Annotated in this window: 20 protein-coding genes; 12 read left to right on the plus strand and 8 right to left on the minus strand. The window is 62.6% G+C overall.

Features of this window, described 5'->3' with window-relative positions; genetic code table 11:
- The first annotated feature begins 22 nt into the window (after positions 1-22).
- Entirely contained in the window at positions 23-790 is a 768-nt protein-coding gene (locus LUN51_RS04425; protein ID WP_277810303.1) for an exodeoxyribonuclease III, read from the plus strand.
- Between the two features lie 77 nt (positions 791-867).
- On the opposite strand, the gene rph is transcribed toward LUN51_RS04425, so the two are convergent.
- Positions 868-1,590, minus strand: coding sequence for a ribonuclease PH (gene rph, locus LUN51_RS04430; protein ID WP_277810304.1), 723 nt, complete (start codon positions 1,588-1,590; stop codon positions 868-870).
- 193 nt (positions 1,591-1,783) lie between these two features.
- Between rph and LUN51_RS04435 the strand changes: the two genes are divergently transcribed.
- Both LUN51_RS04435 and LUN51_RS04440 read left to right on the plus strand, forming a co-directional pair.
- Positions 1,784-2,647 carry a YicC/YloC family endoribonuclease gene (locus tag LUN51_RS04435; protein WP_246941434.1) on the plus strand — a complete coding sequence of 288 codons (864 nt, stop codon included), beginning with the start codon at positions 1,784-1,786 and terminating at the stop codon, positions 2,645-2,647.
- A gap of 98 nt (positions 2,648-2,745) precedes the next feature.
- Positions 2,746-4,299 carry a Na+/H+ antiporter NhaC family protein gene (locus LUN51_RS04440; RefSeq protein WP_277810305.1) on the plus strand — a complete coding sequence of 518 codons (1,554 nt, stop codon included), beginning with the start codon at positions 2,746-2,748 and terminating at the stop codon, positions 4,297-4,299.
- 174 nt (positions 4,300-4,473) lie between these two features.
- Here LUN51_RS04440 and LUN51_RS04445 read toward each other — a convergent pair whose 3' ends face one another.
- Positions 4,474-5,631 carry a Fic family protein gene (locus tag LUN51_RS04445; RefSeq protein WP_277810306.1) on the minus strand — a complete coding sequence of 386 codons (1,158 nt, stop codon included), beginning with the start codon at positions 5,629-5,631 and terminating at the stop codon, positions 4,474-4,476.
- A gap of 328 nt (positions 5,632-5,959) precedes the next feature.
- Between LUN51_RS04445 and LUN51_RS04450 the strand changes: the two genes are divergently transcribed.
- Positions 5,960-7,183: a CynX/NimT family MFS transporter gene (locus LUN51_RS04450; protein WP_277810307.1), complete on the plus strand. Its 1,224-nt coding sequence runs from the start codon at positions 5,960-5,962 to the stop codon at positions 7,181-7,183.
- Between the two features lie 80 nt (positions 7,184-7,263).
- Here LUN51_RS04450 and LUN51_RS04455 read toward each other — a convergent pair whose 3' ends face one another.
- Positions 7,264-8,337, minus strand: coding sequence for an SDR family oxidoreductase (locus LUN51_RS04455; protein WP_277810308.1), 1,074 nt, complete (start codon positions 8,335-8,337; stop codon positions 7,264-7,266).
- A gap of 155 nt (positions 8,338-8,492) precedes the next feature.
- Between LUN51_RS04455 and LUN51_RS04460 the strand changes: the two genes are divergently transcribed.
- The 3 genes from LUN51_RS04460 (at position 8,493) to LUN51_RS04470 (ending at position 10,492) form a co-directional block, all read left to right on the plus strand.
- A complete protein-coding gene (locus LUN51_RS04460; protein ID WP_277810309.1) occupies positions 8,493-9,485 on the plus strand; it encodes a LysR family transcriptional regulator in 993 nt (330 codons plus the stop codon).
- A gap of 36 nt (positions 9,486-9,521) precedes the next feature.
- Positions 9,522-9,971, plus strand: coding sequence for a MarR family winged helix-turn-helix transcriptional regulator (locus LUN51_RS04465; RefSeq protein ID WP_277810310.1), 450 nt, complete (start codon positions 9,522-9,524; stop codon positions 9,969-9,971).
- Between the two features lie 92 nt (positions 9,972-10,063).
- A complete protein-coding gene (locus tag LUN51_RS04470) occupies positions 10,064-10,492 on the plus strand; it encodes an organic hydroperoxide resistance protein (RefSeq protein ID WP_247640014.1) in 429 nt (142 codons plus the stop codon).
- A gap of 185 nt (positions 10,493-10,677) precedes the next feature.
- Here LUN51_RS04470 and LUN51_RS04475 read toward each other — a convergent pair whose 3' ends face one another.
- Positions 10,678-10,950 (minus strand): 50S ribosome-binding protein YggL, encoded by a 273-nt coding sequence (locus tag LUN51_RS04475; protein WP_277810311.1) that lies wholly within the window; start codon positions 10,948-10,950, stop codon positions 10,678-10,680.
- 277 nt (positions 10,951-11,227) lie between these two features.
- Positions 11,228-12,445 (minus strand): MFS transporter, encoded by a 1,218-nt coding sequence (locus LUN51_RS04480; RefSeq protein ID WP_277810312.1) that lies wholly within the window; start codon positions 12,443-12,445, stop codon positions 11,228-11,230.
- Positions 12,446-12,689: 244 nt separating this feature from the next.
- Between LUN51_RS04480 and LUN51_RS04485 the strand changes: the two genes are divergently transcribed.
- On the plus strand, positions 12,690-13,274 hold the full coding sequence (locus LUN51_RS04485; protein WP_277810313.1) for a histidine phosphatase family protein: 585 nt from the start codon (positions 12,690-12,692) through the stop codon (positions 13,272-13,274).
- Between the two features lie 10 nt (positions 13,275-13,284).
- Here LUN51_RS04485 and pyrC read toward each other — a convergent pair whose 3' ends face one another.
- A complete protein-coding gene (gene pyrC / locus LUN51_RS04490; RefSeq protein WP_277810314.1) occupies positions 13,285-14,340 on the minus strand; it encodes a dihydroorotase in 1,056 nt (351 codons plus the stop codon).
- 36 nt (positions 14,341-14,376) lie between these two features.
- Entirely contained in the window at positions 14,377-15,585 is a 1,209-nt protein-coding gene (locus LUN51_RS04495; protein ID WP_277810315.1) for an MFS transporter, read from the minus strand.
- A 108-nt stretch (positions 15,586-15,693) separates the two neighbouring features.
- On the opposite strand from LUN51_RS04495, the gene gmk reads away from it, so the two are divergent.
- The 4 genes from gmk to LUN51_RS04515 all read left to right on the plus strand — a co-directional run bounded on the left by gmk (position 15,694) and on the right by LUN51_RS04515 (position 19,361).
- Positions 15,694-16,341, plus strand: a complete 648-nt coding sequence (gene gmk / locus LUN51_RS04500; RefSeq protein ID WP_277810316.1) for a guanylate kinase — start codon at positions 15,694-15,696, stop codon at positions 16,339-16,341.
- A 64-nt stretch (positions 16,342-16,405) separates the two neighbouring features.
- Complete coding sequence (gene rpoZ, locus LUN51_RS04505) at positions 16,406-16,657, plus strand: DNA-directed RNA polymerase subunit omega (RefSeq protein ID WP_040240363.1); 252 nt, start codon at positions 16,406-16,408, stop codon at positions 16,655-16,657.
- Between the two features lie 28 nt (positions 16,658-16,685).
- Entirely contained in the window at positions 16,686-18,821 is a 2,136-nt protein-coding gene (gene spoT / locus LUN51_RS04510; protein ID WP_277810317.1) for a bifunctional GTP diphosphokinase/guanosine-3',5'-bis pyrophosphate 3'-pyrophosphohydrolase, read from the plus strand.
- Between the two features lie 150 nt (positions 18,822-18,971).
- Positions 18,972-19,361 (plus strand): RidA family protein, encoded by a 390-nt coding sequence (locus LUN51_RS04515; protein ID WP_277810318.1) that lies wholly within the window; start codon positions 18,972-18,974, stop codon positions 19,359-19,361.
- 33 nt (positions 19,362-19,394) lie between these two features.
- Here LUN51_RS04515 and LUN51_RS04520 read toward each other — a convergent pair whose 3' ends face one another.
- Positions 19,395-20,363 (minus strand): AraC family transcriptional regulator, encoded by a 969-nt coding sequence (locus LUN51_RS04520; RefSeq protein ID WP_277810319.1) that lies wholly within the window; start codon positions 20,361-20,363, stop codon positions 19,395-19,397.
- Positions 20,364-20,673: the final 310 nt, after the last annotated feature.

Consider the following 20,673-nt stretch of genomic DNA (forward strand, 5'->3'; position numbering starts at 1 on the left):
CGCGACGAAAAAGGGACCATGTATGAAAATCGCCAGCATCAATGTCAACGGAATCCGCGAAGCGGTCGGGAGGGGGTTTCTCGACTGGCTGGCCAATCAGGACGCCGACGTCATCTGCGTCCAGAACCTCAAGGCCAAAAGCTTCGAACTCGACGACAGCATTCTTTTCCCCGAGGGATACGAAGGCTATTTCCTGGATGCCGAGGAAGACGGTTTCTCGGGTGTAGGACTCTATTGCCGCAAGATTCCCAAGGCCATCATGTACGGGCTGGGCTTTCCCCAGTGCGATAACGAAGCGCGCTTCCTGCAGGCCGATTACGATCGCTTCAGCATCGCCAGCTTCCTGATGCCCGACGGTAGCGACATGGAGGCCAAGCAGTCCTTCATGAATCAGTACCAGGAATATCTCAGCAAGATGGTGAAAAAACGCCGTGAATACATCATCTGCGGCACCTGGCACATCGCGCACAAGACCATCGATCTCGCCAACTGGGCCGACAACCAGACCACGCCGGGCTTCCGCCCCGAAGAGCGTGCGTGGATGGATCAGGTGTTCGGACCGATGGGCTATATCGACACCTTTCGCGAGGTCAATCGCGATGCCAGCCAGTACACCTGGTGGCCCAAGCTCGATCAGGACGTGCCTCGCATGCGTCAGGAAGGCTGGCGCCTCGACTACCAGATCGTGGGCCCCGACTTCCGCCGCCACGTGGTGGATGCCTGGATCGACCGCGACGCGACCTTCTCCGAATTCGCGCCGCTTATCGTCGAGTACGATCTCGACCTGTAACGTCGCTGGTCCCGCGCAAATGACGACGCCGGCCTAGGCCGGCGTCGTGCGTTCTTGCCGTATGGTAGCGCTCGCGATCAGTCGCGAAAGCCCAGCGCCTCGCGTTGATGGTCGAATAACTGACGTCCAGCACCCTCGGCCAGATCGAGCATCGCATTGAGCTCCTGGCGGGTGAACGTCGCCGTTTCGGCGGTGCCCTGCACCTCGATCAAGCCGCCATCCTCGGCCATGACCACGTTCATGTCGGTGCCTGCCGTGCTGTCCTCTGGATAGTCGAGATCCACCACCGGCTGGCCCTTGAAGATGCCCACCGACACCGAGCTCACCAGCTGCTTGAAGGGATCCTTCTTGATCAGCTTCTCGCGCTGCAAGTGATGGATCGCATCCACCAGCGCCACACAGCCGCCGGTGATCGACGCCGTGCGTGTGCCGCCATCGGCCTGGATCACGTCGCAATCTACGGTGATCGTGAATTCACCCAGCTTCTTGAGATCCACCACCGTGCGCAGCGAACGGCCAATCAGGCGCTGGATCTCCAGCGTGCGTCCGCCTTGTTTGCCACGCGTGGCCTCGCGTCCGCCACGCGTGTGCGTCGCGCGCGGCAGCATGCCATATTCCGCGGTGATCCACCCCTGTTGTTTGCCACGCAACCAGCGCGGCACGCCAGCTTCCACGCTGGCGTTACACAACACCTTGGTATCGCCGAAGCTCACCAGTACGGACCCCTCCGCATGGCGCGTATAGCCCCGTTCCAGGGTGATCTCGCGGGGTTCATCGGGCTGTCGTCCACTCGGGCGCATACCACCTCTCTGCATCGTCGATCGAAACACTCACTTCGGAAGACCCGGATCGCAAGACCCCGGGCCGAAACGTCCAGTCGCGGCCATGCCACGACGATCCGCGCATTCTACACCCAAGCGGGCCTCACGCGGACCGTGAATCGGTTAGACTGCAGAATTGAATGATTGGCCACGTACCGCGCAGGAGAATCGCATGGCGTACAGTATGACCGCCTTCACCCGGCAGACGCAGGACGCCGACTGGGGCAGCTTGCAACTCGAGTTGCGCTCGGTAAATCAGCGCTACCTGGAACCCCATTTCCGCCTGCCAGATAACCTGCGCGATCTCGAGCCGCATTATCGCGATGCATTGCGCAAGCGCCTCTCACGCGGCAAGGTCGAATGCACGCTGCGTTTCGACCCGGCCCACGACAACACCACGCTCAGCGTCAACGAAACGCGCCTGGCCACCCTGGCCCAAGCGCTGGAAACAGTACGCGCACAGGTGCCCGACGCCGCCATGCCGAATGCCCTGGCGCTGCTCGATCACCCCGGCGTGCTGGAAAGCGACGGTGTCGACCTCGAACGCGTCCAACAGGCCGCCCAGGCACTGTTCGAAACCGCGCTGGACGACCTGACCGTCGGCCGCGCCCGCGAAGGCGAGCGTCTCGCGGCGTTGATCCGCGAGCGGCTCGAGGGTATTCGCGACTTGGTCGCCGAGGTTCGCGCGCACCTGCCCGCCATTCTGGACAACCAGCGCCAACAGCTGACCGACCGACTGAACGCCTTCAAGGCCGAACTCGACCCACAACGCCTCGAGACCGAAATCGCCCTGCTTGCCCAAAAGGCCGACGTCGCCGAAGAACTCGACCGTCTCGAGACCCACGTGGCCGAGGTCGAACGTCAGCTCACGCAAAAAGGTCCCATCGGCCGCCGCCTCGACTTCCTGATGCAGGAACTCAACCGCGAAGCCAACACCCTCTCCTCGAAATCCATCGTCGCCGACACTACCCGTTGCGCAGTGGAGCTGAAGGTGTTGATCGAACAGATGCGCGAGCAGATCCAAAATTTGGAGTGAGATCCGCGCGAACGCGGACCGGGGACACCCTTCCAACGGTTGGGCCTGCCGCCCCGCTCTTGATACGACGCACAACAATTACATGATGGAGACGCTTCATGTCCTTTGGCCTGTTTTCCCTGTTCCCTCCGTTGCTCGCGATCCTGCTGGCGCTGGTGACCCGCAACGTGATTCCCGCGTTATTCTGTGGGGTCTGGCTGGGAGCGACGATGCTCAGTGGCGGCAATCCGGCAGCCGGGCTCTACAATAGTTTCGCGGATTTCATCATCCCCAGTGTGGGCGGTGAGTGGAGCGCTACCGTTCTCATCTACTGCGGCCTGTTCGGGGTGCTGATCACCGTGCTGCAGCGAACCGGCGGCGCCCATGCCATCGCCCGCGCCATTTCCTCGAAGGTGGCCTCTCCGCGTGGAGCCCAGGGCGCTACCCTGGGCTTCGGGGTACTGATCTTCTTCGAGGACTATTTCAATGCATTGACGGTGGGGAGTGTCATGCGGCCGATCACCGACCGCATGCGCGTCTCGCGAGAAAAGCTCGCCTACATCGTCGATTCGACCTCGGCGCCCATGTGCCTGTTGGGGCCCGTATCCACCTGGGTGGTGTTCGTCATGGGGCTGATCGGCACCCAGCTTGGCGAGATGGACATGACGGGCTCTGAGTATCTGATATACCTGTCGTCGATTCCGCTCAATTTCTATGCCTGGCTGGCGCTGCTGTTGATTCTGGTGATCGTCGTCACCCAATCGGATTTCGGCCCCATGGCCAAGGCCGAGCAACGCGCACGGGTGAGTGGTAAGCTGCTGGCGGATGACGCCCAGCCGCCGTCCGATCGCGAAGCGACCGAGATGCTGGGCGTGGCCGAAGAGAGCTCGCGCAAGCGCAACATGCTCGTGCCGATCCTGGTGCTGGTGGGAATGATCCCGCCCCTGTTCCTGTGGACCGGCAACTTCCCCGAGAACGACCTGATCACGGCGATGGGAGAAGCCGAGGGCGGCCTGTCGATCCTGATCGCGACCTTCCTGGCGGTTAGCGTAGCGCTGGGCATGGGACTGCAACAGCGGCTGTTCGATTTTCGTGAAGCGATGGATCTGGTGGTCACCGGCATCAAGAGCATGACGCTGGTTTACATCATTCTCACCCTGGCCTGGTCGATCGGTAGCGTGACCTCACAACTGGGCACTGCCGATTACCTGGTCACGCTGGCCCAGGCCGGCATCGCACCGAGCCTGATTCCCGTCCTGCTGTTCTTGATCGGCTCGCTCGTCGCCTTCACCACCGGCACCTCCTATGGCACCTTCGCGATCATGATCCCCATCGCCATGCCGGTGGCTGCTGCAATGGACATGTCGTTATCGTTGGCCATTGCCGCGGTGCTCAGCGGCGGTATCTTCGGCGATCATTGCTCGCCGATTTCGGATACCACCATCCTCTCCTCGGCCGGCTCTTCGTGTGACCACATCGACCACGTACGGACCCAATTACCCTATGCACTGAGCGCAGGAACATCCGGCATCATCGCCTTCTTCGTCGCCGGGCTGACGGACTCAGCCTGGATAGGGGGACTCAGCGGGGTAGCTGCGCTATTGGCCGTGGTGTTTGTGCTGCGTTGGGCATGGGGCCCGAAAGCATCGGCACAGTACGACTCGGTTAGCTGACCATGACCCGGCAGGCGGGGGCCTTCTCCCCCGCCTCGCAGGCCATCGGGCACTGGAACGCCGGTACGGATACGTACCGGCGTTTCCTGCCTCCGGTGGGTTTAGCTTAGTCTCCCCTGCATCCACCCATCTTTCGATAATTATTTGGGCTTCCGTCCCGCGCCATACATTTAATTATTCGTCCCGGTTCAAGAGCTCGATATAGGCTCTATAGGCGTAGACACGATTACGCTTCTGCCCGGTCAACTCCTGCACGATACCCAACTGGTTCTCCAGTGCTTCCAATACTTTACCGATCGTGGCGTGGGTCAGCCCGGTCTCTCGGTGCAGCGTGGCAATATTCACCACCGGATGGCTAAACAGCGCCTCCAGTACTTGGGTCGCTGAGCCGGATAGACGGCCCAATGCCGAGAGCTGTGCCTTGTCCTGGGTCAGCAACGCACTCAACTCCTGCGCCGTCGCGACAGCATGGTTGGCGGTATCGGTGATCGCATCGACGAAAAAGAGCAACCAACTTTCCCAATCGCCGGTCAGGCGCACGTTTTGGAGGTGCTCGTAGTAAACCTGTCGGTGGCGTTTGAAAAATACCGAAAGATAGAGCAGCGGCTCGGTGAGAATGCCCGCTTGGACCAGAATCAACGGGATCAGCAGGCGCCCAAGCCGGCCGTTGCCATCCATGAACGGATGAATGGTTTCGAACTGGACATGCGCCAGCGCGGCCTTGATCACCGGCTCCGTCGCCGTCGGCTCGTCGTTGAGAAAGCGCTCGAAGGCGCTCCAGCAGTCGGCAAGCTGGTTAGCCGGCGGCGGTACGAAGGCGGCTTCATCCGCACGATGCCCGCCTATCCAGACCTGGTTCTGCCGGAACTCTCCTGGCCGGCGATGCGTACCACGGCCATTGGTCATCAAGGCGTCGTGGAGCTCCAGCACCAACCGAATTGTGATTGGATGACCCTCGCGAATTCGCTGAATCCCCAGGTTGAGTGCCCGTACGTAGCAGGAGACTTCCTGCACATCGTCCATGGGCACGCCGGGAATGCCTTCCATCTCGTAGATCATGAGGTCGCTGAGTGAAGACTGCGTCCCCTCGATCTGTGATGACATCACCGCTTCTTTTCGAACATAGCTGTAGAGAAACAGCTGCGCGTCGGGTAACAACACCGAGATACCATCCAGACGCCCCAAGGCGACATGCGCCTGTGACAGGCGCGCCTGAAGCTTGTCATCAAGTGACAGAGGCGGATCAGGCGGTAGTGTCGCAGGCACAAAGGCCTGGCAATTCACACCGCCTGCGATGCTGGGAACATGATGACCGGTCAGCCCGCGACGCATGAGCGTCCCTCTCGGAAGTTAAAATAGGCGACGCCACTATTTCATTTTTGGACATAATTTGAAATAGAGGCACCTTTAATTTTAACGTCCTCTCGTTGGCGCGATTGCCTGGGTGGCAATCCCCAGCGCTTCCAGCTCAAGCCTCTCGACGTTGGCCTAACGACCGACGTACAGCAAGTAGAACACCACGACGGTCAGTGGCCATCCATGTCGTCGACACCACTACCGGCCCTCGACCATTGGCGTAGAACCATCCCGGTTTTGGCCGTAATCGGCTACCCTTGCGTCCTCGGCTTGCCGCCGATCTGACACCTTTCGATTTCCAAGGATGGCTCTCTTGTCGACTTCCGCGATGCCCCGCCGGGGCGTTCTGACCCTCGTCGCGCTGCTGCTGGTGGCGCTCAACCTTCGTCCGGCGCTGACCAGCGTGTCGCCGGTGCTCGGCAACATCGGTGAAGCGCTGGCGCTCTCCCCCAGTTGGCAAGGCATCCTGACCACATTGCCGGTGCTGTTTCTGGGTCTGGCGGCACCGCTGGCACCACGCCTGGTCCGCCGGATCGGCCCTGAACGCAGCGTGTTTGCGGCCCTCGTGGTGCTGGCGGTGGCGCTGCTCGTGCGGCCCTATATCGGCACGATGGGGCTCTTTCTGGGCACGGCGGTCGCTGGCGGCTGCATCGGGATCATCGGGGTGCTGCTGCCGGGCATCGTCAAGCGGGATTTTCCTCGACGCGTCAGCATCATGACCGGCCTCTACACCGTGGCGCTCAATCTCGGTGCTTCGACTGCCGCGGGCACCACGGAGCCGCTGCGTCAACTGCTGGATGACGTTGCACAAGGGGCTTCCCTCAGTGCCTGGCAGGGTGCGCTGGCATTCTGGTTGCTGCCGGCGGTGATCGCCGCGCTGCTGTGGCTGCCGCAGCTCAGGGGCACCAAGCCGACTCGCGTTCCCGCGCGGCGCGGCGCGCGGCTGCGCCACGATTCACTGGCCTGGCAAGTGTCGCTGTTCATGGGGCTGCAGTCGTCGCTGGCATACATCGTGTTCGGCTGGCTGCCGACGATCCTGCAGGATCGCGGACTGACGGCCGTCACCGCAGGACTAGCGCTATCGGTATCGATCCTGCTGCAGGTGTCCACCGCGATCCTGGCGCCTTGGATCGGCAGCCGCATGCGCGACCAGCGGACGGTGCTGGCCGTCGTGATGACGCTCACTCTGATCGGGCTGCTGGGCTGCCTTTACGCGCCGATCGGTAGTGTGTGGCTGTGGATCGTAGTGCTGGGGCTGGGCCAGGGCGGCACTTTCAGCATGGCGTTGACGCTGCTGGCCCTGCGCGCACCGGACGCCACGACCGCGGCTAGTCTCTCGGCGATGGCCCAGGGCATCGGCTACACCCTGGCGGCAGCGGGGCCGCTGCTGGTCGGGGTGCTGCACGACTGGAGCGGCGGCTGGAACGTGGTGGGCGTTCTGGTGAGTGTGCTGGGGCTGGGCGCGCTGGTCATGGCGCTGGGCGCCGGGCGCGCTCGTCAGGTGGCATCGACACAGGGTACGGAGTGATAGGGCGCCGAGAAGGCGCCGGTTTCTTTCTTTCGTCAATACAGACCTGCTGTCGATCAAAAAACGATCAGCCAGATCGATCAGGGAATGACCTTCTCGGCGCGCAGGCGATCGAACAGGTCGAAGAAGGCCGCTCGCGTTTCGCGGAAGTGGTCGAAGCCGAAATCACGAGACTTGGTGGTGTCGTTGACGCACTCCTGATCGCGGCCAAGGTCGGCGTCGGTGTGCCACCAGGAGGCCAGCTTGGCGACATCCGGCTCGACCAGATCGTGCTTTTCGGCGATCTCGCGCCAGGCCGATTCGGCACCGGCCATCTGCGTTTCCAGTGGCTGCATCGTCTCCGGGTCGTCCGAGGCTTCGGGGCCCTGAACTTCAAGACCAAAGTACTCGCCAATCTCGCGCCACATCCGGCGCCAGCGGAACACGTCTCCATTGACGGTATTGAAGGCCTGGTTGGCCGCGCCCGGCGTGGTCGCCGCCCACTCCATCTGGCGTGCCAGCACCAGCGCATCGGTCATGTCGGTGAGCGCGTTCCACTGGGTCTGTGAGCCGGGGAACACGAACGGCTGGCCGGTCGCCTGGCAGATCGAGGCGTAGACGGCGATCGTCGTGCCCATGTTCATGGCATTGCCGCGGGCGTAGCCGATCACGGTGTGCGGGCGGTGCACGTTCCAGGCGAAACCGTGACGCTCGGCGGCCTCGAACAGCACGTCTTCCAGCGCGTAGTAGAAGTTATCGCCCGGCACCCGCGGCTCGGACTCGCGGAACGGGGTTTCGATGCGGCCGCTGCCATAGGCTTCGAACGAGCCCAAGTACTGCTTAGTGCCGGTCACCAGCGAGGCGTGATCCAGCTTGTCGCTGTCGAGCGCGGCGAACAGGTTGCGCATCATCTGGCTATTGGCCTCGACGTTGGCCTTCTCGTTGTCGCGGCGAATCCAGGTGCAGTAGAAGACGTGGGTGATGGGCAGGCCGGCCAGCGCCTTCTCGGTGGCGGGCTTGTCCAGCAAGTCGGCGGCGACGGGAATCACGCCGCTCTGCTCGGTCGCGCGACGAGAAAGGCCGTAGACGGTCCAGCCGCTGGCCACCAGATAAGATGCCAGATTGCCGCCGGTGATGCCGGTCGCGCCGACGACGAGTGCAGTCCCTTTACGCATGGTCGATGACCTCCTTTCGAGTCAGGGAGTCGAGTCAGGAAGATCCGGGGCGCGCCGGATCGATGAACGCAGTCTGGTAGTGTCTGATCGTTGCTACAATCGAAAGCGTCGCAAATCTTTATTGCGCGAGACGCAACCTCAGACATTTCAAAGCCATGGGTTTCAAAGCCGTGAACGTCAATTCGCTAGATCTCAACGCCCTGCGCGTCTTCGAACGCGTCGCGGCCACCGGTAGCTTCACTGCCGCCGCGCGTCACTTCCACCGCGCGGTCTCCTCGATATCGCGTCAGATTCGCGGGCTGGAAGAGGCGGTCGGGCAGCCGCTGCTCTACCGGCATACCCGCGCGGTCGCACTGACCGAAGCGGGCTGGCGCTACTACGAGGAGGTTCGCGAGATTCTTGAGCGACTCGATCTCGCCACCGAAGCGCTGGCCTATCCCAACGCCGAGCCCAGCGGCGTGCTGCGGATCAATGCGCCGGTCGCCTTCGGCCAGCGCCAGATCGTGCCACTGCTGCATCGATTCCAGCGTCGCCACCCCGGTATCACCGCCGAATTGCAGCTGAGCGATCAGGTCGTCGATCCGGTGCGCGAAGGTCAGGACATTACCTTTCGCGTTGGCGACCTGGCCGATTCCTCGCTGGTGGCGCGGCGGCTGGCGCCGATGAACTACGTGGTCGCCGCGGCCCCGAGCTATCTCGACGTATACGGTGAGCCCCGGACGCCCGAGGCGCTGGCCGATCATAACTGCCTGCTCTACCAGGGCGAACTGGGGCGCCAGCGCTGGTATTTCCAGGCGTCGGACCAGAGCGGTTCGACCCCGCTCGAGGTCAGCGGCAACCTCTACAGCAACGATGCCGAGAGCCTGCTGCGCGCCGCGCTGCTGGGCCAGGGACTGGTGTTGTTTCCCACCTGGCTGATCGGCGATGCGCTCTCAAAAGGGGAACTGGTGCCACTGCTCGAGGCGTGGCGCGGCGAGGTCATGCCCGGCCACCGCGACATTCACGTGCTGACCACCGAACGTCGCCTACGAACGCGCAAGGTGCGCGCGTTTCTCGACTATCTACGGGAATCGCTGGAGCCACGTCCGTCCTGGGACCGGTGGCGTGAACGAATAGGCGGCACCTCAGACGGCCATAGCAAAACCTAATTAGCGATTGAATCGTGCGCGATCTATATTGCCTGCATGACGACACCTGATGACACCGACAACGCCCTGGCGCTCGAATCGCAGCTCTGCTTCGCGCTCTATTCGACCCAACTGGCGATGAACAAGCTCTACCGCGGCCTGCTGCGTGAGCTCGAGCTGACCTATCCCCAGTACCTGACCATGCTGGTGCTATGGCAGCGGGATCGTCAGACGGTGTCGGAGATCGGCGAACACCTCTACCTGGATTCGGCGACGCTGACGCCGCTGCTGAAACGCCTGGAAGCGGCCGATCTTATAACGCGACAGCGCTCGCGCCAGGACGAACGCCAGGTTGAGGTCGCACTGACCGAGAAGGGCCGTTCGCTGCGCGAGCGGGCCAAGGCCGTGCCCCATGCCGCCGGCTGCGCGGGCCAGTGCACGCCCGAGGAGGCCGCCGAACTGCGCGATGCGCTGCATGGACTGCGCCAGCGACTCGACAGCCAGTGAAATGTTGGCGTAATTGACGAAAGATTCTTTTATCCAATTAGATCGCACACGATTAAATCGAGCGCGATCTTTAACCCGAAAGGAGAAGTCCCATGTCACTCGATAAAATCCTCTACCGTGCCGAAGCCACCGCCACTGGCGGCCGCGACGGTCGTGCCATCGCCGCCGACGGTGCCATCGACCTCGAGCTGTCGACACCCAAGGAACTGGGCGGCGCCGGCGGTGACGGCACCAACCCGGAGCAGCTGTTCGCCGCTGGCTATTCGGCGTGCTTCATCGGCGCGCTGAAACTGGTCGCCTCGAAAGAGAAGGCCAAGCTGCCCGACGACACCCGAATCCAGGGCGAAGTCGGCATCGGCCCCAAGGGCGACGCTTTCGGCATCGAAGCCACGCTGACGGTGAAGCTCCCGGGCATGGATCGGGAGCAGGCCGAAGCCCTGGTCGAGAAGGCGCATCAGGTCTGCCCGTACTCTAACGCCACACGCGGCAACATCGACGTGACGCTCAACGTCGAAGTGTGAGTATCGTTACTTAGACATCACCAACACGCTCGCCCATCTCCCGGGCGAGATTCGACGGCCCGAAGCATCGCAAGATGCCTCGGGCCGTTGCATGTTGGATTGAAACGACACCCGGCCAGCGCGAGGCCGTAGAAAAAGGCCCTTGAACCGCATTGAAACAGACCTGTGAATACCCACCGCGTTTGTCACTCGACCCCGTAGGCATCCACCCAATCGCCCACCGCCACCTCCGTGCACAGCGGTTGTTGATCGAGCCACTCGGCCAGCGCTAGGCGGTCGCTATCAGTAGCGTCAGCATCTTTGCGCGGCAACACGAAGACATCCAGCCAGTCCAAGTCGACCCCGCCGCCCATGACCAGACCGTGCGACTCGAGTTCTGCATCCAGCGCATCGAGCAGCCGCGACGCATCCTCTTGTTCCACTGCCTGCAGACGGCATGACAGCGCAAATCCGAGCACCGCGAATTTACCCTTTTCCCGAACTACACCCCCATTTTCCATCCCCGACATAGCATTTCTCCACGACGTCCATTCTGGTGGTTTCAATGGTCCCACCCCGCGAAGTATCGCGAGTACGTTCACCTTGCGATGCGGCTGGGCGACACTGCCCCTAAAGCCCCATCGGCAAGAATAAGGAAAAACTTAAATTTTGCCGAACAATGAAGATGCCGAGAGAGTTGTGATGCAAGGAGAGTGACGACCGCGAGCAACGTCAAAACGCGACTCGCGGCGTGCCTTATGACGAAGCAGCGGACTGCTGCAACGCCTCGCGCTTTTCCATCCAGCGCCCGGTGGCGAAGATCGCGATACCCAACAAGGCAAGCGAGGTGCCCACCAGGCCGGTGGACGACCACGCCAGCCCCGCCTTGATGGTCACGCCAGCCAGCCAGGCGCCGAGCGCATTGGCCATGTTGAAGGCGGCGTGATTGAGCGAGGCCGCCATGGTCTGGGCGTCTTCGGCGACGTCCATCAACCGCGTCTGCATGGCGGGAGCGACAGCCATGCTGGTCCCGACGAGCGCCACGAACAAAAATCCTGTCCACACCGAGTTGGCGGCGAAGTAAAAACCGCCTTGTACGCACGCCACCCACAGCAGAATGATCGGAATGCCGCGCAAGAGATTCCAGTCGGCGATACGCGCACCGGCGAAATTACCCAGGATGGTACCCACCCCGAAAATCGCCAGCACCAGCGGCCCCAGCGACTCGGCCATGCCGGCCTGCTCGGTGAGCGTGGGCATGACATAACTGAACACCGCGAACATGCCACCGCACCCGAAACAGGCCACGCCCAGCGTGAACAGTACGCGCGGCTTGATCATCGCGGTCATCTCGCGCTTGGGACTGGCCTGACGGTCGGCAGGCTGATACGGCACCCATAGGCGCACCATCAGAGCAGTCAGCAGCGCGATGCCACCCACACCGGCGAAAGCCGCCTGCCAGCCGATCAAATTGCCTACCCATGTGGCCAGCGGTGCGCCGACCAGAATCGCCACGGTCAACCCGGTCATGACACGCGCCACCGCCCGGGCACGTTGATCGACGGGTACCGCCGCCGCGGCCACTAGCGCCGCGACGCCGAAGTAGGCGCCATGCGGCAGGCCAGCGATGAAACGCAACCCAACGAAGGTGCCGAAATGCGGCGCCATGATGCTGGCGAAGTTGCCGATAGCGAACAGCAGCATTAGCCCAATCAGTAACGCTCGCTTGGGCAGCCGTGCCGCCAATGCAGAGATGATCGGCGCGCCGACGACGACGCCAAGCGCGTAACTGCTGATGGCATAACCAACATCAGGCACCGATACCTGAAGGTCCTCGGCGACGCGACTCATCAATCCCATGATGACGAATTCGCCGGTACCGATACCGAAGCCGCCCAGCGCCAGGGCCAACTCCGCCAGGCGTGGGTGCGCGGCGCTGCCGGAAGGCGTCGATGCGTCTGTGGATGCGCTCATGGGCATTTTCCTGTCTTGAGGTCCTAATCCTGAGAAACGTATCGAAAAGAACGTGTCCCGAAGACAACGTGTCGCGACCAATTCGCAACCTGTGGGCCGAAACGATCAATTCTCTCAGATTTAGACTTAAGTCTAAAACACAAGCGCTCTATCATGCTGTTTATTGACAGCAATTGCACAGGCACGCGCTCCGCCGCGCTTGGCCTGGTAGGATCAAGCCATCATCGCCCGTGGAGCCATCGCCATGCCCGAGCTGATTCGCCGCCCCTTCGTCTTTCTGCGCCACGGCCAGAGCACCAGTAACCTAAACCGCCGAATCGCCGGCCAACGCGATGTTCCCCTCACCGCGCAAGGCGAACGCGAAGCACGCCAGGCAGCGCTACTGCTCGGCGACGTCGCCTGGCCGCTGATCGTCGCCAGCCCCCTGGAACGCGCCCGACGCACGGCCGAACTCGCCACCGGGCGTGCCCCTCACTGCCTGATCGGTGGACTCAAGGAACGCCATTGGGGCGAGCATGAAGAACATCCCATCCCCGAGACAATGCCTTATCTGCTCTCACCCGAGGGCGGGGAAAGATGGGCGGATTTCGTCACCCGTATCGTCGCCACGCTCAATGCCCTGCTCGTCGAACACGAGACGCCACTGATCGTCGGCCATTCCGGGCTGATCCGAGTGATCCGTTATCTCGACAGCGGCTCACCGGAAGGGCCGCGCACCGATAACGCCATGCCGCAATGGGTGGCGCCATACGGAACACGCGGCTGGGAGATCCGCCCACTACTTGAGTCAGACGTGGCACACCTGCCGCGCCTATCGAAGACGACCTGACCCCGGCGTATCAAGCGCGTCCGGCGTTGACCGTCCAGGCCAGGGTTTCGCCGGCCTTGAAGGGCTTCAATGTCTCGCCGTGACCTTCGGTACGCTCGGGCATCGTCCAAGGGCGACGTTCGAGCTCGACTTCCTCATTGTTGAGAGGCAGACCATAGAAGCGCGGACCGTTCTCCGAGCAGAATGCCGCGAAGTGTTCGAGTGCGCCCTCTTCCTCGAACACCTCCGCGTATACCGACAGCGACGCCTGGGCGTTGAACACTCCTGCGCAGCCGCAGGCCGTTTCCTTGGCTGCGACCACGTGTGGCGCCGAGTCGGTGCCCAGGAAGAACCGCGGATGACCGCTGGCCACCGCTGCGCGCAACGCCCGCTGATGCTCAGCCCGCTTGAGGATCGGCAGGCAATACAGGTGCGGACGAATGCCGCCGACCAGCATGTCGTTGCGATTGTGCGCCAGATGCTGCGGCGTCAATGTCGCGGCCAGGTTGGCATCGCCCTCCAAGACGTACTGCGCAGCATCGCCGGTGGTAATGTGCTCGAACACCACCTTGAGCGCCGGAAAGCGCTGACGCAGCGGGATCATCACCTCGTCGATAAAGAACTTTTCGCGATCGAAGATATCGATCTCGCCGCGCGTGACCTCGCCATGCACCAGCAACGGCATACCGATCCGCTCCATCGTCTCGAGTAGCGGATAGATGTCCTGGATACGCTTGACGCCATGTTGCGAGTTGGTGGTGGCATTGGCCGGGTACAGCTTGGCCGCCGTCAGCAAGCCGCTGGCGTGCCCTGCCTCCAGCGTCTCGGCGCTGACGCTCTCGTTGAGGTAGCAAGTCATCAGTGGGGTGAAGTCATGACCCGCCGGCACCGCCTCGAGAATCCGCGCGCGGTAAGCCTCAGCCTCCGCCAGCGTAGTGATCGGCGGCATCAGGTTGGGCATCACGATGGCCCGCCCATAGACCCGACTAGTGGCAGGCAGCACCAGGCGCATCACGTCACCATCGCGCAGGTGAAGGTGCCAGTCGTCGGGACGACGGATTCGCAGGCGGGTAGGGGACTCGGACATGCGCGGACTCCTGATGACGATAACGGAACGAGAAATTCAGCCGGCCGCCGTGGCAGCACGCTGATGCTGCAATGATACCAAAGCGACGCCCGCCAGTGCGGCTACGCCGATGGCGAATCCCACGCCGGTTGCTTGCAGGCCGACGAGCCGCGCCACCAGGCCGATGCCCACCACGGGAATCGAAATCGCCACATAAGCGATGACGAAGAAGGTCGACGTCACCGCGCCGCGCTGATTCATCGGGCAGGCAGCCGCCACGGCGCCCAGCCCGGCGCGAAAGGCAATGCCTTGACCCAAACCAACGATCAGCGCTCCCAGCAGGAAGACCCACAGCGTCGCCAACGCCAGTCCCGTCCCGACGGTCAATGCGCCGACAATCACCACGGCACACCCCAGCGGCAAGCGATGCGCCTCGGGCAGACGCCCCTGCACGAGCTGTCCCAGCGTCGAGGCGAAGAACACGCAGCCGGCCACCAGGCCGATCGCCAGCAGATTCGAATGCCCCAGCACCTGGCTCATGAACGCCGGTGCAGTGGCGGTGAAGAACCCCAGCACCGCGAAACCGGCAAACCCGGCGATCACCGCCGGCACGAAAACGCCGCGCACCTCGGCGGGCACCTTCAAACGCTGTATGCGCAGGCGAACCTGGGGTGGCCGCGTCACGGTCTCCGATGCCACGGCGACGCCCAGTACGGCGATAGCCAGCAGCCCCAGGTGCACGGCGTACGCCAGGTGTAGCGGCCACGCGGCATATTCACCCAAGGCACCCGCGACCACCGGCCCCAAACCCAGGCCGCCCATGTTGGCGGCGGTGGCCACGAAGGTCGCCGTGCGCTTCCAGGCCGCCGGTGCCGACTCGACCACGGCAACTGTCGCCGTACCGGTAAAGATGCCCGCAGACATTCCCGACAGCACGCGCCCGACCAGCAACGTGGAAAGTCCATCGGCCGCAAGGAAGACCACATCGCTAAGCGCCGCTGCCACCAAACCCGCAAACAGTAGCGGACGACGCCCCAACTGATCCGACCAGCGCCCGGTGATCAACAGCGCCGCGATGACGCCCACGGCATAGGCGGCGAATATCACCGTAATGACGAGTTGCGAGAAGTCGAAGGCCGCCTGATAGCCTGGGTAGAGCGGTGTCGGCAGCGTCGTGCCCAGCATGGTCACGAGAAATGCGAAGGCGACCCCGGCAAAGCCCAGCCGCGCCGTCGAATCACTTGAGGAAATACCCGTGGGGGACATGCAACAGTTTCCTTGTCAGGTGGCGCGCATCCTGCGCGATGTCGGCAGGACACGAAGTGTATGCGATAATGCTCGTTTCCCCAGAAGCGGCTCAATCGGACACGCCCTATGCCCACTCAGCTTCCGTCAAAAGGGACACTCTACATCGTCTCGGCGCCTTCCGGCGCGGGCAAGACCAGCTTGGTACGTGCCCTGCTCGAACGCATCGCGGGCATCCAGGTCAGCGTCTCGCACACCACGCGCGACATGCGCCCCGGCGAGCACAACGGCGTCAACTACCACTTCGTCGACGTCACGACCTTCGAGCGCCTGATCGAAAGCGGTGATTTCATCGAGTATGCGCGGGTCTTCGATAACTACTACGGCACCTCGCGTGCCGCTGTTCAGGCCCTGCTCGACGCCGGCCAAGACGTGATCCTAGAAATCGATTGGCAAGGTGCCCGTCAGGTGCGCGAGGCCTTCGACGAGGCGGTCTCGGTATTCATTCTGCCGCCGTCGCGTGAAGCACTTCACGCGCGGCTTGCTGGGCGTGGCACCGATGACGAAGCGACCATCGCCCGGCGCATGCGCGATGCGGTCGACGAGATGTCACACTACGCCGAATACGAGCATGTCATCATCAACGACACCTTCGCGCATGCCCTCGACGAGCTGAGCTGTCTGGTGCATGCCGAACGCACCCGCGTGACACGCGTTCGGGCCGCACACGCGCCACTGCTGGCGGCGCTCTTGTCACGCGTGGAAGACGTCGAGTAGACTCGGAGGTCCTTCCGCAGGTCCGGCTTACGCCGTTTTTATTTCTCGATCAGGGTTCACACTCATGGCACGCGTTACCGTAGAAGATTGCCTCGACAACGTCGATAACCGTTTTCAGTTGGTGATGATCGCCACGCAGCGTTCACGTCAGCTCGCTCGCGGCTCGCGCGATGCCCAACTGGCGTGGGAAAACGACAAGCCCACGGTCATGGCACTGCGCGAAATCGCGGCCGGCCTGGTCGATGTCAACGTCCTCGACGAAGTCGTCGACCCGCCCGCTCCCAAGCCGCGTCCCGAGCGAGAGTACAACGACTAAGTTCTCTCCATTCTCGAAGGCGCGCGCTATGTTCACCATCGACGATCTCGCGGACCGACTCGGCGGCTACTTACCCCCCGAGGAGATTCTGCACGTCAAGCGCGCCTTCTACTATGCCGAGCAGGCCCATGACGGCCAGCGGCGGCGCTCCGGCGAGCCCTACGTCACCCACCCGCTGGCGGTCGCCAACATCCTCGCCAATATGCACATGGACCATCAAAGCCTGATGGCCGCCATGCTGCACGACGTCATCGAAGATACCGGCGTGACCAAAGAGGCGTTGACCCGGCAATTCGGCGAGCCCGTGGCCGAACTGGTCGATGGCGTTTCCAAGCTGACCCAGATCACCTTCGAGGACAAGGCGGTCGCCCAGGCGGAGAACTTCCAGAAGATGGTCCTGGCGATGTCTCAGGACATCCGCGTGATCATCGTCAAGCTCGCCGACCGCTTGCACAACATGCGCACGCTCGGGGCACTGCGTCCCGACAAGAAGCGCCGCATTGCCCGCGAGACGTTGGAAATCTACGCGCGTATCGCCGGGCGCCTGGGCATCAATACCATTCGCGTCGAACTCGAGGATCTTTCCTTCCAGGCGATCCACCCGATGCGCGCCGAGCGCATCAAGCGTGCGGTCACCAAGGCGCGCGGCAATCGCCGTTCGATGATGCGCCAGATTCAGGACAGCCTGCAGAAGTGCCTCGATGACGATGCGCTGGGCGGCAGCGTAGTGGGTCGCCAGAAGCATCTATTGTCGATCTATCGCAAGATGCGCGACCAGCGTAAACCCTTCGCCGAGATCATGGACGTGTTCGGGTTTCGCATCATCACCGATGACGTCGACACCTGTTACCGCATCCTCGGCGCAGTGCACAATCTCTACAAGCCGGTGCCGGGGCGCTTCAAGGACTATATCGCCATCCCCAAGGCCAACGGCTACCAAAGCCTGCACACGACGCTGTTCGGCCCCAGCGGGATGCCCGTTGAGGTACAGATTCGCACCCGCGAAATGGAAGCGATGGCCAACAACGGTATCGCCGCGCACTGGCTCTACAAGGCCGGTCAGACCGAGCGCCCCATCGGCGCCGGTAGCCATGCGCGCGCCCGCGAATGGGTCCGCGGACTGCTCGAGATGCAGCGCCACGCCGGTAACTCCCTGGAATTCATCGAGCACGTCAAGAACGACCTGTTCCCCGACGATATCTACGTGTTCACGCCCAAGGGCGACATCATGGAGCTCCCCGGAGGCGCCACGGCAGTGGATTTCGCTTACAGCGTGCACACCGACATCGGCAACAGCTGCATCGCTTGCCGCATCGATCGCCATCTGGCGCCGCTGTCCTCGACCCTGGAAAGCGGCCAGACGCTGGAAATCATTACCGCGCCCGGCGCCCGACCCAACCTGGCCTGGCTCAACTTCGTGGTCACCGCCAAGGCGCGCTCGGCGATCCGTCACGCCCTCAAGCACCAGCAGCGCACCGAATCCGTGCAGCTGGGACGGCGGCTTCTCAACCGCGCGCTGAGCGCCTTCGAGACCAGCCTCGAGGAGCTGCCCGAACATCGCTTGGCAGCGGTACTCGAAGAGCTCGATCTCAAGCACGAGGACGATCTGCTCGAATCGATCGGGCTCGGCACGCGCATGGCCTACGCCATCGCACGCCGCCTACTGGAGTGCAACGCGCCGGAAACCGCCGAGGAAGTCGCCACGGCGTCGCGCTCTGGGATGCCGATCGTGATCAACGGCGCCGAGGGCATGATCATCAGCTTCGCACGCTGCTGCTATCCGCTGCCCGGCGACCCCATCGTCGGCCACCTTTCGGTCGGCAAGGGAATCGTGGTGCACCGCCACGATTGTGGTAACCTGCGGGAACTGCGTGATGACCCCGACAAGCTGTTCGCCCTGGAGTGGTCGCAGCAGATCGATCAGGATTTTCCGGTGGCGCTGCGATTGCATGTCGAGACACGGCGCGGCCTGGTCGCCGAACTAGCCGGCCTGGTGACCGACGCCAATGCCAATATCGAACGCATCGGCATCGAGGAACGCGATGCACGCCTGTCGATCGTCAATCTAACGTTGGCCGTCCACGACCGCGTGCATCTAGCAAGTATCATGAAACGACTGCGCAACCTGCCCCACGTCGGCAAGATCACTCGCGTTCGCAGTTGACACCATGGCGACCGACCCGCCGCCAACAGAAGCGGCGGGTCGGTCGTTTCGTTTTTACGATACCCGGCGCGCCCGCAAACGCGGACGCGGCGGTGTCGTTATTTTTGTCCATCGCAATGCGCACATCGCATAAAGACAAGGAGCCATGCCATGAGTAACAAAGCCGTCATCAATACCGAGCAGGCGCCGGCCGCCATCGGCCCCTACTCGCAGGCCATCAAGGCCGGCAACACCGTGTACATGTCCGGGCAGATCCCGCTGGACCCCGGCACCATGGAACTTGTCAGCGCAGACTTCGAGGCCCAGGCGCGCCAGGTCTTCGCCAATCTGCAGGCGGTGTGCCAGGAAGCCGCCGGCTCGCTGCAGGACATCGTCAAGCTCAATCTCTACCTGACCGACCTGAGCAACTTCGCCGTGGTCAACCAGATCATGGAAGAGTACTTCCAGGCACCGTATCCGGCCCGCGCCGCGGTCGGCGTCAAGGAACTCCCCAAGGGCAGCCAGGTGGAAGCGGAAGCAGTGATGGTCATCGGCGACTGAGGCCGTCACTCAACCCCGACGATCGACGCACGATCAGGCGCGGGCGGTCTGCGGCAGCTCACCGCGCAGCTTGCTCACATCCGTGCGGGGTGGCACGCCGAACAGGCGGCTGTACTCGCGGCTGAAATGGGATGGACTTCCGTACCCCACGCGGAAACTGGCGGTGGCTGCCTCCATCCCTTCGGCCAGCATCAGCCTGCGCGCTTCGTGCAATCGCAGTTTCTTCTGGAACTGCACCGGCGACATCCGCGTGACCTGCTTGAAGCTGTGGAACAGCGATGACTCGCTCATGTTCACCATGTCCGCCAGCTCGCGAACGCGCAGCGGCTCGGTGAAGCGATCCTTGAGTACCGCGATCACCTTCGAGATGCGATGGGTCTGGGTATCGGCCACCGCGAACTTGCGCATGTGCAGGCCGATCTCGCCGACCAGCGCACGATAGAAGATCTCGCGTCGCACCAGCGGCGCGAGAATGCGGATGTCCTGCGGGGCATCGAGCAGGCTCACCAGTCGCAGCAAGGCTTCCACCAGCCCCTTCTCGGCCTGCACGCGCCCGAGGCCGCAAGCACTCTCGGCGCACTCCCACTCCTCCATCTCGCCCAGTCCTTCACCTAGCTCCAGCACCAGAGCGGTGATCTCCTGGGCGTCGACGGCGAGTTTCAGCCCCAGGTAGGGTCGCTCCGCCGAGGCCTCGGTGACCTTGCCCAGTACCGGCAGATGCACCGCCGACACCATGCAGCTCAGCGGCCCATAATCGATTTCCCGATCTCCCAACCATATGCGCTTACTGCCCTGCGCGATCAGACACAGCGAAGGATCGTAGACCGTCGAGCCGATACAGTTGGTCAACGAGGAATTGGCACGCACCAGTTCCAGGCCCGGTACCGCCGTCGGCGTCAGTCCTTCTTCCGGCGCCCATTTCTGAATCTGGCGAGACAGAGTATTCGCCAATTGGTCGATCTCATCATCCAGTGTTTCGAAAACAGGCTGCACGACACTCACGACTCCGCCCTCTCGTTGTCCGACTAATTATCGTTTTTCGATAAAGCGCGAGTATAGGCCAGCCAACCGGCATTTTGATGACAAAAACCGATCCCTGCAGGATTGGGCAAGATCTTTGAAGGAACGGGCAAGCGCCTTCCTGACCCACTCGATGGCGAGCGCTTTTCTTATCCCGATGAGCGATGTCTACAGGATTAGGCAATTAACCACGAGTAACCCGATAACGCGCATCCACCCTGGAACCGTACATTGATCGTCCATGATCCCATACCGGCTCTTGGTCGCCCGCCAGGGCGCTCCGCCGGACGCA

Origin of the sequence: Chromohalobacter canadensis, assembly GCF_029544075.1 — a bacterium.
Taxonomy (GTDB): Bacteria; Pseudomonadota; Gammaproteobacteria; order Pseudomonadales; family Halomonadaceae; genus Chromohalobacter; species Chromohalobacter canadensis_A.

Coding starts and splice junctions, on each gene's coding strand:
- LUN51_RS04425 (WP_277810303.1), top strand. CDS start 23: ATGAAAATCGCCAGCATCAATGTCAACGGAATCCGCGAAGCGGTCGGG.
- rph (WP_277810304.1), bottom strand. CDS start 1,590: ATGCGCCCGAGTGGACGACAGCCCGATGAACCCCGCGAGATCACCCTG.
- LUN51_RS04435 (WP_246941434.1), top strand. CDS start 1,784: ATGGCGTACAGTATGACCGCCTTCACCCGGCAGACGCAGGACGCCGAC.
- LUN51_RS04440 (WP_277810305.1), top strand. CDS start 2,746: ATGTCCTTTGGCCTGTTTTCCCTGTTCCCTCCGTTGCTCGCGATCCTG.
- LUN51_RS04445 (WP_277810306.1), bottom strand. CDS start 5,631: ATGCGTCGCGGGCTGACCGGTCATCATGTTCCCAGCATCGCAGGCGGT.
- LUN51_RS04450 (WP_277810307.1), top strand. CDS start 5,960: ATGGCTCTCTTGTCGACTTCCGCGATGCCCCGCCGGGGCGTTCTGACC.
- LUN51_RS04455 (WP_277810308.1), bottom strand. CDS start 8,337: ATGCGTAAAGGGACTGCACTCGTCGTCGGCGCGACCGGCATCACCGGC.
- LUN51_RS04460 (WP_277810309.1), top strand. CDS start 8,493: ATGGGTTTCAAAGCCGTGAACGTCAATTCGCTAGATCTCAACGCCCTG.
- LUN51_RS04465 (WP_277810310.1), top strand. CDS start 9,522: ATGACGACACCTGATGACACCGACAACGCCCTGGCGCTCGAATCGCAG.
- LUN51_RS04470 (WP_247640014.1), top strand. CDS start 10,064: ATGTCACTCGATAAAATCCTCTACCGTGCCGAAGCCACCGCCACTGGC.
- LUN51_RS04480 (WP_277810312.1), bottom strand. CDS start 12,445: ATGAGCGCATCCACAGACGCATCGACGCCTTCCGGCAGCGCCGCGCAC.
- LUN51_RS04485 (WP_277810313.1), top strand. CDS start 12,690: ATGCCCGAGCTGATTCGCCGCCCCTTCGTCTTTCTGCGCCACGGCCAG.
- pyrC (WP_277810314.1), bottom strand. CDS start 14,340: ATGTCCGAGTCCCCTACCCGCCTGCGAATCCGTCGTCCCGACGACTGG.
- LUN51_RS04495 (WP_277810315.1), bottom strand. CDS start 15,585: ATGTCCCCCACGGGTATTTCCTCAAGTGATTCGACGGCGCGGCTGGGC.
- gmk (WP_277810316.1), top strand. CDS start 15,694: ATGCCCACTCAGCTTCCGTCAAAAGGGACACTCTACATCGTCTCGGCG.
- rpoZ (WP_040240363.1), top strand. CDS start 16,406: ATGGCACGCGTTACCGTAGAAGATTGCCTCGACAACGTCGATAACCGT.
- spoT (WP_277810317.1), top strand. CDS start 16,686: ATGTTCACCATCGACGATCTCGCGGACCGACTCGGCGGCTACTTACCC.
- LUN51_RS04515 (WP_277810318.1), top strand. CDS start 18,972: ATGAGTAACAAAGCCGTCATCAATACCGAGCAGGCGCCGGCCGCCATC.